The 14605-nt window shown below is 52.8% G+C and carries 16 protein-coding genes and 4 tRNA genes; 8 read left to right on the top strand and 12 right to left on the bottom strand.

Annotation, left to right across the window (positions count from 1 at the left end; genetic code table 11):
* Positions 1-20: 20 nt before the first annotated feature.
* Positions 21-428 carry an OsmC family protein gene (locus tag QT230_RS15925; protein WP_308322992.1) on the bottom strand — a complete coding sequence of 136 codons (408 nt, stop codon included), beginning with the start codon at positions 426-428 and terminating at the stop codon, positions 21-23.
* Complete coding sequence (locus tag QT230_RS15920; RefSeq protein ID WP_007114205.1) at positions 428-625, bottom strand: hypothetical protein; 198 nt, start codon at positions 623-625, stop codon at positions 428-430. Before QT230_RS15920 ends, QT230_RS15925 begins: the two co-directional genes overlap by 1 nt.
* A gap of 177 nt (positions 626-802) precedes the next feature.
* On the opposite strand from QT230_RS15920, the gene QT230_RS15915 reads away from it, so the two are divergent.
* The gene (locus QT230_RS15915; RefSeq protein ID WP_308322982.1) at positions 803-1774 is read left to right on the top strand and encodes a folate-binding protein; all 972 of its coding nucleotides are present in this window, start codon (positions 803-805) and stop codon (positions 1772-1774) included.
* A gap of 5 nt (positions 1775-1779) precedes the next feature.
* Here the strand turns inward: QT230_RS15915 and QT230_RS15910 are convergent, their stop codons facing one another.
* The 7 genes from QT230_RS15910 to QT230_RS15880 all read right to left on the bottom strand — a co-directional run bounded on the left by QT230_RS15910 (position 1780) and on the right by QT230_RS15880 (position 6414).
* Positions 1780-2547, bottom strand: a complete 768-nt coding sequence (locus QT230_RS15910) for a TatD family hydrolase (protein ID WP_308322981.1) — start codon at positions 2545-2547, stop codon at positions 1780-1782.
* Positions 2548-2567: 20 nt separating this feature from the next.
* Positions 2568-4157 carry a peptide chain release factor 3 gene (locus QT230_RS15905; RefSeq protein WP_308322980.1) on the bottom strand — a complete coding sequence of 530 codons (1590 nt, stop codon included), beginning with the start codon at positions 4155-4157 and terminating at the stop codon, positions 2568-2570.
* Between the two features lie 197 nt (positions 4158-4354).
* Positions 4355-5596 carry an FAD-dependent oxidoreductase gene (locus QT230_RS15900; RefSeq protein ID WP_308322979.1) on the bottom strand — a complete coding sequence of 414 codons (1242 nt, stop codon included), beginning with the start codon at positions 5594-5596 and terminating at the stop codon, positions 4355-4357.
* Between the two features lie 326 nt (positions 5597-5922).
* Positions 5923-5997: transfer RNA gene (locus QT230_RS15895), tRNA-His, on the bottom strand.
* 34 nt (positions 5998-6031) lie between these two features.
* A tRNA-His gene (locus tag QT230_RS15890) sits at positions 6032-6106 on the bottom strand.
* A gap of 65 nt (positions 6107-6171) precedes the next feature.
* A tRNA-Arg gene (locus tag QT230_RS15885) sits at positions 6172-6248 on the bottom strand.
* 89 nt (positions 6249-6337) lie between these two features.
* Positions 6338-6414, bottom strand: a tRNA-Pro gene (locus tag QT230_RS15880).
* Positions 6415-6629: 215 nt separating this feature from the next.
* Between QT230_RS15880 and folD the strand changes: the two genes are divergently transcribed.
* Both folD and mtnN read left to right on the top strand, forming a co-directional pair.
* On the top strand, positions 6630-7496 hold the full coding sequence (gene folD, locus QT230_RS15875) for a bifunctional methylenetetrahydrofolate dehydrogenase/methenyltetrahydrofolate cyclohydrolase FolD (RefSeq protein ID WP_308322978.1): 867 nt from the start codon (positions 6630-6632) through the stop codon (positions 7494-7496).
* Between the two features lie 40 nt (positions 7497-7536).
* Complete coding sequence (gene mtnN, locus QT230_RS15870) at positions 7537-8244, top strand: 5'-methylthioadenosine/S-adenosylhomocysteine nucleosidase (protein ID WP_308322977.1); 708 nt, start codon at positions 7537-7539, stop codon at positions 8242-8244.
* Positions 8245-8326: 82 nt separating this feature from the next.
* Here the strand turns inward: mtnN and pyrC are convergent, their stop codons facing one another.
* Positions 8327-9364, bottom strand: a complete 1038-nt coding sequence (gene pyrC, locus QT230_RS15865; protein WP_308322975.1) for a dihydroorotase — start codon at positions 9362-9364, stop codon at positions 8327-8329.
* Positions 9365-9565: 201 nt separating this feature from the next.
* Here pyrC and QT230_RS15860 point away from each other — a divergent pair, with 201 nt between their 5' ends.
* Genes QT230_RS15860 through QT230_RS15850 form a run of 3 tightly spaced genes read left to right on the top strand, consistent with a single transcriptional unit; the run spans position 9566 to position 11858 of the window.
* Entirely contained in the window at positions 9566-9982 is a 417-nt protein-coding gene (locus tag QT230_RS15860) for a hypothetical protein (protein ID WP_308322974.1), read from the top strand.
* Between the two features lie 7 nt (positions 9983-9989).
* Positions 9990-11261, top strand: a complete 1272-nt coding sequence (locus QT230_RS15855; RefSeq protein WP_308322973.1) for an ATP-binding protein — start codon at positions 9990-9992, stop codon at positions 11259-11261.
* Between the two features lie 57 nt (positions 11262-11318).
* Complete coding sequence (locus QT230_RS15850; RefSeq protein ID WP_308323225.1) at positions 11319-11858, top strand: response regulator transcription factor; 540 nt, start codon at positions 11319-11321, stop codon at positions 11856-11858.
* Between the two features lie 53 nt (positions 11859-11911).
* Here the strand turns inward: QT230_RS15850 and QT230_RS15845 are convergent, their stop codons facing one another.
* On the bottom strand, positions 11912-12685 hold the full coding sequence (locus tag QT230_RS15845; RefSeq protein WP_308322972.1) for a 3-hydroxybutyrate dehydrogenase: 774 nt from the start codon (positions 12683-12685) through the stop codon (positions 11912-11914).
* 52 nt (positions 12686-12737) lie between these two features.
* Positions 12738-13163 carry a [NiFe]-hydrogenase assembly chaperone HybE gene (gene hybE, locus QT230_RS15840; RefSeq protein WP_308322971.1) on the bottom strand — a complete coding sequence of 142 codons (426 nt, stop codon included), beginning with the start codon at positions 13161-13163 and terminating at the stop codon, positions 12738-12740.
* A 234-nt stretch (positions 13164-13397) separates the two neighbouring features.
* Between hybE and QT230_RS15835 the strand changes: the two genes are divergently transcribed.
* On the top strand, positions 13398-13661 hold the full coding sequence (locus QT230_RS15835; RefSeq protein ID WP_308322970.1) for a GrxA family glutaredoxin: 264 nt from the start codon (positions 13398-13400) through the stop codon (positions 13659-13661).
* A 140-nt stretch (positions 13662-13801) separates the two neighbouring features.
* Entirely contained in the window at positions 13802-14569 is a 768-nt protein-coding gene (locus QT230_RS15830) for a DUF1338 domain-containing protein (RefSeq protein ID WP_308322968.1), read from the top strand.
* The last annotated feature ends 36 nt before the right edge of the window (positions 14570-14605 follow it).

Raw genomic sequence — 14605 nt, 5'->3', positions numbered from 1 at the left:
GTGCTCCTAAAAGAAATAAATTAAACTAACCGCGTGGCGATCTCGACCGTTGACTGCGTCATAAGGCGCTGAATGGGGCAGCGGTGGCTAATATCTTCAAGCCTGGCGCGCTGCTCTGGGTCTTCAATACCGTGCAGCGTTAAGGCCACGTCTAGTTTGTAGATGCCCTTTTTTTCCTGGCTGTCATCCCGCTGAACGGTGACGGTAATGCCCTCAAGGGGCCACTCCTTACGCTTGGCGTACATCTGCACGGTAATCGCTTTGCAGGTGCCCAAGGCGATATCGAAATAGTCGTGGGGATCTGGAGCGCTTCCCTCTCCGCCGACGATGGGTGGCACGTCGGCATATAGATCTTCCAGCCCATTGACTTCAACTCGCTGCCTAAAGGCATGGTTGCGTTCGCTGATCACGGTAATCGGAGGATGCATTAGGATACCTTTACGCCTAGCTTGAGTTTTTCAATGGCATTAATCAGCGTCTCGCGCTTTGCCCGGCCGTCCACATCAGCACCATGCCGCCCCACTTCGGCGCTATCAACGCCGTCAAGCATCATCAGAGCCGTGGTAATTTTGTTGACCTGATCGACCGATTTAACACCTTGGAATGTTAACGACTGCTGCGCCATAGCGTTTCCCTGCCTGTTGACCTGTGCAAAACTGATACAAGAGAAAGAGTCTAGCACGCTAATGGTGCCTTGCAATCAGCGCCAACTGCCCACACCTAATAGCAGTAAAGATACGCTTCACGCTTTCGTACTGAATACATTACTACCGAACGCTTTCTCACTTTTTCAGGAGTTTTTATGGCGACCGTTACCGCTAGCACCCCGGCCCTTGGCAGCGTCCGCCTTAACCATTTAGCCGCCCTGGATGTGAAAGGGGCGGATGCAGAAAAGTTCCTGCAGGGCCAGACCAGCGCCCAAGTCAGCTTGGCCGATGGGCGTTTTGCGCCGCTAACCTGTTTTTGTACGCCCAAGGGGCGAATGTTAGCCAACGCCCAACTGGTGCGCTTGGGCGAAGAGCATTTCCGTTTGCTACTAAGCGTTACCCTGTTAGAGAGTTTAGCCAACCATCTTAAAAAATTTGCCGCTTTTTATAAGACTGAGCTGGTCTCGCTACCCGACCTTATTGTGATTGGCGCCAGGGATGATGCCCAATCGCTGGCGAATCAGCTGGATCTGGAGCTACCCGATCAAGTGGGCACCCATACCCACAACGACCAAGCCAGCGTACTCCGCTACCCAGGTGAGACATCGCGCTGGCTGCTGTGTTTCGATAAAGACCACAACGTCGATGTAGCGTCGGTTCAAGATGACCAAGCGAGCCGCAACGCTTGGCAGCTTGAAGATATTCGTAGCGGCTTGGCGTGGCTAACCGATGCCCAGCAGGATCATTTCCTACCCCAGATGCTTAACTGGGAAGCGTTGGGTGGGATTAGCTTTAAAAAGGGCTGTTACACCGGTCAGGAAGTTGTTGCCCGAGCCCACTTTCGTGGCCAAGTAAAAAAACGCCTAATGCGCGTCAGTCTGGACACAGACACACTGCCTGAGGTGGGCGCTAGCGTAGTCAATGGTGACGATAAAGCGGTCGGCGAAGTGGTCGTCAGCGCGACGGCACCACAAGGCAGCGTCGAGTTACTGGCGGTCATGAACACCAAAGTAGCCGAAGAACAGACGCCTCTCTTTCTGGCAGGCGGGCCAGCGACCCTTCTCCCGTTACCCTATGCGATCGAGCGCGTTGATCCAGAGCAACTGGCGGTTAGCCTTAATGGCTAGGGTTTCTAGGCACTAGCTAAGCCAAACAGCGTCGCAGCGGTATCACTGCTCTGGGCCGCAACCTGCTGCGCTGTTTGCCCGCGCAGGGTGGCCACAACGTTACATACCTCGGCCACTCGACGCGGCTCATTCCGCATCCCCTGATAGCCACTAAGCGGCATATCGGGGCTGTCGGTTTCCAGCACAAACGCATCGTCAGGAAGCGCCGCAACGGTTCGCCGCAAGCGTTTGGCGCGCTCATAGGTAATCGCTCCACCCAACCCCAGCTTGAAACCTAGATCGAGAAACTTGTTCGCTTGCTCAATTGACCCCGAGAAGGCATGGATCAACCCTGCGTTGGGCAACGCTAACTGGCGAAGCCGTTTAGCGACCTTGTCGTTGGCGTGGACGCAGTGCACCACTACTGGCAGCCCATGCTGCTTAGCCAGCTTTAACTGGGCGTCAAAATAGTACCACTGGGCCTCAAGGGTGTTGCTAAAGCGGCCATCGATACCGCACTCGCCGACGGCTACCACCTCTGGGTGCTCGCTGAGCAGGTTATCCAGCGCAGCAATATCTGCCTCTTGATGCTGATCCACAAAGTAAGGGTGCATGCCCAGGCATACCGAGGTATCCGCCCGTGCACCCAGCGCCAGCACCTGCTGCCAGCGCGAACGGGTAGTGCCCGGCACCACAAAACGCACTACGCCCACTGCCTTAGCGGCCTCAAATACGTCAGTTCGATCATCATCGAACTGGGCAAAATCGAGATGGCAATGGGCATCAACCAGCATAGAGGCTTACCCTATAAACGTTAGTGCTCGCGGGTCGGCTGGAAGCGAATGTCCGGCCAGCGCTCCTGGGTCATCTGCAGATTCACCCGGGTCGGCGCGATATAGGTAAGATAACCACCGCCATCGACAGCCAGATTGGCACTGGCTTTACGCTTAAACTCTTCAAGTTTCTTAGCGTCTTCACAGTAAACCCAGCGGGCCGTCTGTACATTAACGCCTTCGTACAAGCAGTCGACCTTGTACTCCTCTTTCAAGCGGTGAGCGACCACATCAAACTGCAGAGTACCCACGGCGCCGAGAATCAAGTCGTTATTGTCTATGGGCATAAAGACCTGGGTAGCGCCCTCTTCGGAAAGCTGCTGTAAGCCTTTTTGCAGCGCTTTCATTTTCAGTGGGTCTTTCAACCGCACGCGCTTAAACAGCTCGGGAGCAAAGTGCGGTATGCCGGTAAAGCGCATATCTTCACCCACGGTAAAGGTATCGCCAATCTGAATCGTACCGTGGTTATGGAGACCAATAATATCGCCTGGCCAGGCTTCTTCCACTTGGGAGCGATCAGAGGCCATAAAGGTCAGCGCATCGGCAATTTTAACGTCCTTGCCGATACGCACATGACGCATCTTCATGTTCTTTTCGTACTTACCCGAACAGACCCGCAAAAAGGCGATGCGGTCACGGTGATTCGGATCCATGTTGGCCTGGATCTTAAACACGAAGCCGGTGAAGCGCTCATCATCGGAAGTGACTACCCGTGTATCGGTTTCGTGGGCCTGGGGCGGCGGGGCGTACTCCACAAAGCCATCCATCATCTCGCGCACCCCAAAGTTACCCATGGCGGTACCGAAATAGACCGGCGAAAGCTCACCCCGGCGATAAGCATCCAGATCAAACTCATGGGACGCCCCACGCACCAGCTCTACTTCCATGCGCAGCTCTTCGGCCTGCTCCTCACCAAGCACGGCATCCACTTCGGGACTATCCAAGCCCTCAATGCGTTTATCATCGGGGATCCGGCTGCCCTGGCCCTGAGTATAAAGATGAATCACGTCGTTATAGAGGTGATAAACGCCCTTGAAATGGCGCCCCATACCAATCGGCCAGGTCATCGGCGCACACTGGATATTCAATACCGTTTCGACTTCATCCATCACCTCAATGGGGTCGCGGATATCGCGGTCCATTTTATTGATAAAGGTGAGGATCGGCGTGGTACGTAGGCGACACACTTCCATCAACTTAATGGTGCGATCCTCAACACCCTTGGCACCGTCGATGACCATCAAGGCAGAGTCAACCGCCGTGAGCGTGCGGTAGGTATCTTCAGAGAAGTCTTCGTGACCGGGCGTGTCCAGCAGGTTAACGATGCGTCCGCCGTAGGGGAATTGCATCACCGAGGTCGTCACCGAGATACCCCGCTCCTGCTCCATTTTCATCCAGTCCGAGGTAGCGTGACGGTCGTTACGCTTGCTCTTCACCGAACCGGCTAACTGGATGGCATTGCCAAACAGCAGCATCTTTTCGGTGATCGTGGTTTTACCGGCGTCGGGGTGCGAGATAATAGCGAATGTCCTGCGAAGCTCGGCTTCACGGGCTAATTGAGTCTCTTTCATTGTGCCTCTTCGAATAGGTAGTCTCAGCGCTGCGCTCAATTAGCCGCTTTCAACTAACGAGGCACCGCGCAATGAGCAATTTCCAATGCGGCAATTGTAACGCTTGGAGACAGCTGTTGTCGCGGGTGGCATCAAGGTTCCCTGCTCGGAATACAGGTCAAAAAAAACGCTGAACAAGTCAGCGTTTTTAAGAATCATCAGAAGCGATCAGCACGAAATGGCGCCATATCGATGGCAGTCGTCTGCCCTTCCATCATGTCTGCCAATAGCTGACCTGTAGCGGGCCCTAAAGTAAATCCTTGATGACCATGCCCAAAAGCAAGCCATAGACCGGGATGACGGGGCGCGGGACCAATCACTGGTTTCATATCAGGTAAGCATGGCCGCGCGCCCTTCCAAGGCGCTTCATCGCGACGCTCTCCTAGCGGAAAGACACTGCGTGCAACTTTCTCAGCAGCAGCCAATTGTTTGACATCAGCAGGCGCATCCAAATGATCAAGCTGCGCGCCCGTTGTCAGACGCACACCCGCGTTCATCGGTGCCAGCAAATACCCCACTTCTGCATCCATCACCCAGTAATTTAACTTGGCTACTGCCGGTGGTGCGTAGTGCATGTGATAACCGCGTTTTACAAAGGTAGGAAAGTGGTAACCTAACCCTTTCAGCCAACTTCCTGCCCAGGGCCCTAGCGCCACGACGACTTCATCTGCCTCTAACGTTTCAGCGCTGGTGTGAACCTGCCAGCGGCTCCCCATCTGCTGAACAGACTTGATGTCTGCCTGAAGAATATGTCCACCATCATTGCTAAACGCTTGCGCGTACGCCTCTACCAGCGCGCCGGGGTCGGCCACCGTCCATGGATCAAGCCAATGAATCGCGCCTGTAATCGAGTCACTCAAGTTAGGCTCTTTCGCTAATAGCGCGGCCCTATCCAACTGCTCGAACTGAACGCCATATAGGCGGCACGCCTCTTCAGCGTCAGTTAATCGTGCCGCCAGTTTTGCAGGACTACGATAAAGCTCAAGCCAACCCTGACGACGCACCAAGTGTTCTGCTCCCGCGGCCTCAATCATCGGCCCATGGGTCGTCAATGAAAGCTGAATCAACGAAGCGTATTCCGGAACAATTTTCTGATAGTTCTTCGGCGACGAGTTCATCCAATAACGCAACAGCGGAGAGGCTGCGTTTACCATACCCGCTGGGCGATAGCGAATATCTACTCGGCGATTGGGCAATACGCTCAAGAGCGTTTTAACGTCACGAGGAAATGGGTATGGCCGTACCGCTTCACGCTGAATAATGCCGGCATTGCCAAACGAGGTCTCTTGGCCAGGCGAATGGCGATCCACCATAGTGACGTCATGTCCACGTTGGCGTAAATGCCACGCAATACTGACACCGACCATGCCCGCTCCTAAAACCACCGTTCGACGCGCCATTGTGATGCACTCCCCATTGCTTGCTTTAAATCGTCATTGATGAATAACAACTTATTGAAAAATATCACCAAATCATCTGCTTTAATACAGTAGATAACGCTATTTTAGTTTCAAAAAACAGCAATAAACGCTGCAAAAAAGCCAAAAGGGATGACAGCACTAGTAGCGGTATAATAATTGCCTCATTTCTATTGCAAACTATAGCGCGCTTACAACAACTTAAAAGTTGAAAACGCAAAAATCCCTGGCAAGGGCATGGATCTTGAAATAAAGCGTGGAAGGCAAAAATCAGAAGAAAACAAGAAAAGAGATGGAAGCAAGGGAAATGGGGTGGATGATGGGACTTGAACCCACGACCACCGGAGTCACAATCCGGGGCTCTACCACTGAGCTACACCCACCACAACCTAAAACTGGGAACGCAAATATTGTCACTGGGGTGGATGATGGGATTTGAACCCACGACCACCGGAGTCACAATCCGGGGCTCTACCCCTGAGCTACACCCACCATAGACAATCTTACGAAAAATGCTTAAAGATGTGATTCTGACAGGTTGCAACCACTGAATTAGGTGGCACGCCCAGCAGGAATCGAACCCGCAACCTACGGCTTAGAAGGCCGTTGCTCTATCCGGTTGAGCTATGGGCGCACATGAAGCATTCAGAAGTAACGAATACTGATGAGCACAGACCACAACCAAAACTTGGAAAAGCAAACGTCTACCTTTCGCGTTAAGTGTGGTCGGGATGGAGGGATTCGAACCCCCGACATCCTGCTCCCAAAGCAGGCGCGCTACCAGACTGCGCTACATCCCGAATTATCACTCTTAGACGCTACCGCTTGGCCCGTCTCAAGCGAGGCATATATTACTATTTTTAATTTTAAAGTCAACCATTAAAGTGATTATGAGTTTAGGCGCTTTGCCTAAATGCCCTAGCATGCGAAAATTGCCCCCTTTCAAAGGCAGTGTTGCGTGAGCGTATGATTGCTCCAGCCTTTTCCACGTCCATGTCTACAGGGATTCCATTACATGACCGCCCAACTAATCGATGGCAAAGCCATCGCCGCGTCTGTCCGCCAACAGGTTGCCCAAAAAATCGCCGCACGCCGTCAAGCAGGCGGACGGGCACCAGGACTAGCCGTGGTTGTGGTTGGGGACGATCCTGCCTCTCACGTCTATGTCAATAATAAGCACCGCGCCTGTGAACAAGCAGGCATTACCTCATTTCAACATGCGCTGCCTTCCACAACCTCACAACATGACTTAGAAGCCCTTGTCGACCAGCTCAATAGCGACCCTGCCGTAGATGGCATCCTTGTTCAATTGCCGCTGCCTGAGCATATGGATGCTAATCCCATTTTAGAGCGTATTCGTCCTGACAAGGACGTCGATGGTTTCCACCCTTATAACCTCGGCCGATTAGCCCAGCGCATGCCTGCACTGCGACCCTGCACACCAAAAGGCATCATGACCTTACTAGCACAAAGCGATATCGCGCTACGCGGCCTGGATGCCACCGTGGTGGGCGCCTCTAATATCGTCGGCCGCCCTATGGCACTCGAACTTATGCTAGCGGGATGCACCACCACGATATGTCACCGCTTTACCCGAAACCTTGAGGCCCACATTAAACGCGCTGATATTGTCGTCGTCGCAGTGGGCAAACCAGGAATTGTTAAGGGCGACTGGATTAAGCCAGGGGCTATCGTCATTGATGTCGGCATCAATCGCCAAGAAGATGGCAAATTAATCGGCGACATCGATTTTGTGGCTGCCGCCGAACGCGCCAGCTTTATCACCCCAGTGCCGGGGGGCGTTGGGCCGATGACGGTCGCAACGCTGCTGGAAAATACATTAGAAGCCGCGGAGCAGCATGACACGGCATCTCACGCATGATTCAATCTCACCCACCTCTTTTATGCAGGAGCATTGCGCAGTGAAGCGTATTGGTATTATTGGCGCAATGGCGCAGGAAGTAAGCACGCTGGTGGCCCAGCTAGATAACACTCAACGCTATGAACATGCAGGTTCTGTGTTTTATACCGGCACGCGTTACGGCCTTGAAGTCATCGTACTGCAATCAGGAATTGGCAAAGTCAACGCTGCGGTGGGCACGGCTATTCTGTTAGAGCGCCACCAACCCGATGCCATTATCAACACCGGCTCAGCAGGCGGATTTGCCACCGACTTAAATATTGGTGACGTAGTCATTTCAGATGAGTTGCGCCATCACGATGTTGACGCCGTGGTCTTCGGCTACGAAATGGGGCAAGTCCCGGGCATGCCCGCCGCGTACCTGGCGGATACACAGCTACGCAATGTCGCGCGTAATGCCATCGCCTCGCTTGGCGAAGTCCAGGTACGCGAAGGCATGATCGCAACAGGAGACGCCTTTATGGCAGACCCTGCCCGCGTAGAAGCGACCCGCGCCCAGTTCCCCACCATGCTCGCCGTTGAGATGGAGGGCGCTGCGATAGCCCAAACCTGCTATCTCTATGGCTGCCCTTTCGTCGTCATTCGCGCGCTCTCCGACATCCCCGGCAATGGCGACAATCACCTCTCGTTTGATCAGTTCCTTGAAATAGCCGCCGATCACTCATCGCGTATGGTTGATCAAATGCTGAAGCAGCTTGGCAACACTTAATAGGCTTGGCTAAACGTTTGATGCCGCCGACCAGTAAAGCGTCGACGGCATCAATAAACGATCTTATTAACGATCTTATAAACTAGCTTTTCAGCGCCCAGCTAAGCGTTTCACCCGCCAGGAGGGGGATAATTTTCTCTCCCTGGGCATAGGCGTAGCTATCGGGCAGCGTCCATTCGCGTCGCTCAAGCGTTACGGTGTCCGCATTAGGCGCCAGCCCATAAAAACGCGGGCCGTTTAGGCTAGCAAACGCTTCAAGCTTATCCAACGCGTTCATTTCATCGAAGGCCATCGCGTAAAGCTCAATAGCCGCAGGAGCCGTGTAGGCACCGGCACAACCACAGCTTGACTCTTTGGCCCCCTGGGAGTGGGGCGCGCTATCGGTGCCCAAAAAGAACTTATGGCTACCGCTGGTAGCTGCTTTTAGCAACGCTTGACGATGCTGCTCGCGCTTTAAGATCGGCAGGCAGTAATAGTGCGGACGAATTCCACCTACCAGCATTTTGTTGCGATTAAACAGCAAGTGGTGTGCGGTAATCGTTGCCGCAATGGTATCGGGGGCCTGGGCCACAAACTCTGCCGCCTGCTGGGTGGTGATATGTTCAAACACCACTTTTAACGTCGGGTGGCGCTCCAGCAGTGGCTTCATGACTTTTTCAATAAACACCGCTTCACGGTCAAAAATATCAATCTCTGCATCGGTGACTTCACCGTGCACCAAGAGCGGCATACCCACTTTAACCATCATCGCGATTGTGGCATCGCACAGGGTCAAGTCGGTGACCCCCGAATCAGAGTTTGTAGTTGCCCCTGCAGGATAAAGCTTGACCGCTTTGACAATGCCACTTTGTGCGGCACGCTCAATTTCTTCAGGCGGCGTGGTATCGGTGAGATAAAGCACCATTAAAGGTTCAAAAGCACTGCCCGCTGGCAACGCATCTAAGATACGCTGGCGGTACGCCAACGCATGGGTCGTGGTGGTCACCGGGGGCGTTAAATTAGGCATGATAATAGCGCGCCCCATTTGAGCAGCGGTATGGCCTACTACCGCTTTTAACGCCTCATCGTCGCGCAAATGCAGGTGCCAATCATCGGGGCGGGTCAGTGTTACTATATCCACATTATGTCCTTTAACCACGGTAGGTTCTGTGATGGGTTACGTCGTTGTGTTGACGTCAAATCAATAAAAAAGGTGTGTACAGTATACGCCATTGGGCGATTGGATAAATCCGCCGTCTAAGCCCCCACAGCTTTGCCCAAGTGTCGTATCATGACGGGGCTTTTTTACTGGCAAGTTTCAGCGGAAAGGAACAAGTTGTTTATGCAGAATGTGCGACGTTACGCGGATATCATTGCCAGCCTGGAAGGTGTGATGTGGCTAAGCCTTGCTTGGTCCATTTCGCTCTCCGTTCATATCGGCAGCACTGAACCCACCCTTGCCAGCCTATTGGCGATTGGCGCTTTGGTGTTCTTTAGCTGGGCGCATCGGCCACTACGCTATTTACTGCGCCGGTACCATATCCGCAAACGACGCACGGATATGTGGATACACACCCTTGCTCTGCCGCTGCTACTGGCGATGTTTTTCCATATCATGCTTGACGCTTTACTAGGCAGCGCCTGGCTACCGCCGAAAATGCTGCTGTTCAACATACTGGCGACAGCAGGCTGGACCACCTATGTCATGACGTTATTTATTAAGTTTGTCATTCACGGCTTTAAAGCTAAAGCGAAGTAAGCTCATCATGCCCACAGCCCTTCCACTACCGCTCTCAACACCCAATCGCAACTTGGTTCGCCTAACCATAGTGCGAGGGATCACCTGGACAGGTTTTTTACTGGCCATCATTGTCGGTGTTGAACTACTCGCTTTTGACTTACCGGTCACGGCGGTATTGATCGTCATCATTGCCATGGGCGTTCTCAATATCGCCACCTGGTGGCGGCTGGGTCGCCCTCGCGCCGTTACCCACTTGGAGTACCTGCTGCACTTGCTCGCAGACATTAGCGGTTTAACACTACTGTTTTACTTCTCGGGCGGCTCCACCAACCCCTTTATTACTTATTACCTTGTGCCCGTAACGATTGCCGCTGCCACCTTGCCATGGCGCCACGCCTGGGTCATCGCCGCCTGCTCAATGGCGGGTTATACCTTTTTAATGTTCTCCTACTACCCGATTGCTCAGTTGGGTCATATCAACAGCGATAGCCCCCTGAGCCTGCACATATTAGGCATGTGGCTTAACTTTGGTCTCTCGGCGGGACTCGTCACGTTTTTTATCTACAAAATGGCTCACGCGCTACGTAGCCGAGACCAGGCGCTATCTCGGACCCGTGAAGCTGCGCTACGTAACGAGCAGGTGTTGGCGGTGGCTACGCAAGCCGCAGGTACTGCCCACGAACTGGGGACACCGCTGTCTACCATGGCAGTGCTGCTAAAAGAGATGCAGGCAGACGCGCCAACGGACTCTGCGCTGGGACAGGACATAAGCCTATTACGCCAGCAGGTAGACGTGTGCAAATCACGCCTGCAAAATTTAGTCTCTAATGCTGACCGGCGCCGTATGGCTGAGCCCGAAGTGCTCGACGCTCAGGTTTGGCTGGCCGGCGTTGTCCAGCGCTGGCTGGTGTTACGTCCGGATGTTAGCCATCAATTTGATGTAGCCGAAAAACGTGGCCGCCCCTGGCTTGCTGTCGATGCTACTCTTGATCAAGCGTTAACGAACTTGCTGAATAACGCCGCGGACGCCAACCCTGAACAGATTGCCATCCGCTTAGACTGGCAGGGCGAAAGCGTGGTGATTGATATTCGTGATCACGGCCCTGGAGTCGCCATGTCAATTGCCGACCAGTTGGGGGAGACGTTTATTTCAACCAAAAGCAAAGGCATGGGCATCGGTTTGTTCTTAACACACGCGACTATCAATCGCTTTGGTGGCGGCGTAAGCCTGTATAATCATCAAGAAGGAGGTACGTTGACAGAAGTAACGCTACCCCGCTGTGCGCCACCTAATTAAACACAGACGCCCCAAGCACTTCCGGCAATAGATTGAGTAAATGGGATTGAGGACATGATGCAAACCCGAGAGCAACGCCTGCTGATCATTGATGACGATGAAATGTTTTGTCATGTGCTTAATCGCGCGCTGACACGGCGTGGCTATGAGATCATTGTCGCCCACGATGCTGAGCAAGCGCTATCCATGGCCGCCCAGTTCATGCCCACAATGGCAACTCTCGACCTTAAGCTGGAAAACAGCTCAGGATTAAAACTGCTTCCTGAGTTGCTTGCCACCGCGCCCCAGTGTCGCATCGTGGTACTTACCGGCTACTCCAGCATTGCCACGGCGGTTGAAGCCATTAAACTTGGCGCCGTTAATTACCTCTGCAAGCCAGTGGATGCGGATGACGTCTTGAGCGCCTTTGAACAACAAGGTGGTGACCCGGATATTGAGTTGGCTGACAACCCACCATCGATAAACCGTATTACTTGGGAGCATATTCAGAAAGTGCTGCAGGAGCACGATGGCAATATATCCGCCACCGCGCGAGCGCTGGGCATGCATCGCCGCACCCTGCAGCGCAAATTACAAAAGCGTCCTGTGCGTCGATAGTTTATTTAAGCCCCCAAGCAGGTGCGAAACATTTTTGTAGGGGGCTTAAGCACTTAATGCGCTGTCCAACCTAGATCAATATTGAAGCTTGATCCTGTCACTGCGCCAGCAGCGTCGGATGCTAAGTAGGCGACCAACTGTGCAACCTCTTCAGGCTCGATTAAGCGTTTAATCGCTGCCTGCTTGAGCATCACTTTTTCGATTACCTCCTTCTCATCCATATTATTCAGCTTCGCTTGATCAGCAATCTGATTATCCACCAGCGGCGTTTTCACATAGGCCGGGCAGACCGCATTAGCGGTAATGCCCTGCTCACCACCTTCCAAAGCCGCGGTTTTGGTTAAACCAATCATGCCGTGCTTAGCGCTGATGTAAGCGGCTTTACCCGGCGAGGCGACCTGAGCATGGATTGATGCCACGTTAACAATCCGTCCCCAGCCATTTTTACGCATATGCGGCCATGCCGCTTGGGTGAGCAAGAACGGCGCCGTCAGCATCAGATCTATAATTTGACGCCACTTCTCTTCGGAAAAGGTCTCAATTGAAGCAACATGCTGAATACCGGCGTTATTGACCAATATATCGATACCACCAAAACGACTGATTGCATCGGTCACTGCCGCTCGGCAGGCGTCAGGATCGGTCAGATCGGCTTCAAAAAAGGCAGCGCCCGACTGCTCAGCAACGGCTTTTCCAGCAGGATTAAAATCAACCGCGAGAACTTGATGACCTAGTTCACAGAAGTGCTTAACCACGGCGGCTCCGATACCACTGCTAGTACCTGTTACCAGCGCAATACGCGGCGTTGAAGCGATTTGAGAAGTCATAGACATTTCCTTTATGTGAGAGGAAAAATTTAATCAGTGTAGTCACACGCACCTACTGGTGGAGCTCTTCAACCGGCTGCATTAAACGCGCCATCATTTGCTGCGCCAATCTTGCAGCTTCCTGCATACTGTCGAGTTCGCTTAAATCAAACAAAATGGCACGCTTATAAAGGTTATAGCCGCCTAGCAGGCGGTCAAGAGTCAATTGATAAGCGCCGGAAGGCAGTGACAACGTCAACGCATCAGCCAAGGGCTCAGTTAGGCGAGTTTGGTCAGGCACTGCTACTAGCCAAAGCTCACAGGGCGTAATCAATGCCCCCACCATGCACTCACCCCCTTGCGGTTGAAAACAGATTGCATCTACTCCTAAACGCGGGTTCCAGCAGTCAATCTGCTTAATGGCTGGCAGATAAGTATCTCGGTAAGCTTTCGCCAGCTCAGCAAGAAAAGCATACTCGTTAGCTGTAAGCGTTTGCATAGACGTTTTTCGTTCTCTCCAGGCGATAACAGCTATTGATAACAGGTATTAATGGCCAACGTAGTGGGTCGCTATTGGCGAAATGTATTCTGCTCAGCCACAATGAGCGCAAAATTAGCACCTAGCAATAGACTATTTGCCAGCTCGCTATCTACTTTCGATGGCACACCACTTTATCTCACTATTTTCACTTACTATTTTACTTACCCTGATTAATCTATAGGAGCATCAGCTATGTTTGTGGTTATTTTTGGCCGAATGTCATGCCCTTTCTGCGTACGTGCAAAGCACCTTGCCGAGCATTTAGAAAAAACTGGCAGGATTGATGGTTACCGCTATGTCGACATGCCTTCTGAAGGCGTGACAAAAGAAGATATCGCCCAAACAGCCGGTAAACCTATCCATACCGTGCCTCAGGTATTTGTCGATCAAACCCATGTCGGCGGTTTTACTGAGTTCGATCAATTTATCCGCGACAAGCAGCTACTCGCCGTTTAAGTGCCTAGAACATTGCAACACACACGCCGTTAAAAAGCGCGTTAGTCGCCGTTGAACCCTTGCCTGCTGCGTATGCCTATACTAAGGAACTACTCAATGGCTCACGCTAGGGTGTGCCACTTTTGGGCAAGGAGTTCACCATGCAGCGTCAGGAGTTTGTTCAACAACTGTGGCTTGACTATATACACATGCACCCAGATATCGGATCACTTCGACTTTGGCCACTTGCAACGGCCGCCGAATATTTAACCCTGGTAACCCTCAATTATGGCCCTTTTGCCGCCACCGCCCTCACCAGTAATTTAGCGCACATGGGATATCGTACAAACGGTCATTTCGCCATGGCGGATAAAGGGCTGCTCATACATCTTTTAGCGCCCAGCGACGATAGTAGCTGGTTAGTGCTGGCTGAACTGCAAATGGGCACATTGCCAAAAGCGCCACGGGAAGCCATTGAAGAGCTGGTTCAGCAATCACACCCGCAAGACTGCAAAGGACATAATTTACTTTGCCGGGGGCGGCCATGGCCCATGCCTTCATGGGCGCTTCACCAACAGTTGCAGCATGCTCACCCGCTTGCCGCATGGATAGCCGTGATGGGACCGCGCTTACATCACGCTGGTTTTGACTGTGGTCAGTTAGGCGAGCCTTTAGCTACACTGGATCAGCGACTCGATGAAGTCGGCATGCCCAGCCTTCACGGCCAGCAAAACGGCGTCTTCACGGTGTCATCGTTGCTGGATCATCGCTTTTATCCGGCCATGCCGCAAAAAATCGTATTCAGCGATGGTGACGAACATCGCCTCTGTCTGGGCGGCCTAGCACTGGTCCAAAAGCACGTTGAGGATGACCATGACCGAGTTGCTGAAGCTCTTTTGCCTCACCACACCCGCTGTGAAATGGCGTGATACGCATTAGGCAGTTACCCACCTAAGCCGTACCAA

Origin of the sequence: Halomonas sp. SpR8 (assembly GCF_031010195.1) — a bacterium.
Lineage (GTDB): Bacteria > Pseudomonadota > Gammaproteobacteria > Pseudomonadales > Halomonadaceae > Vreelandella.
This window is presented reverse-complemented; position numbering and strand designations above follow the sequence as displayed.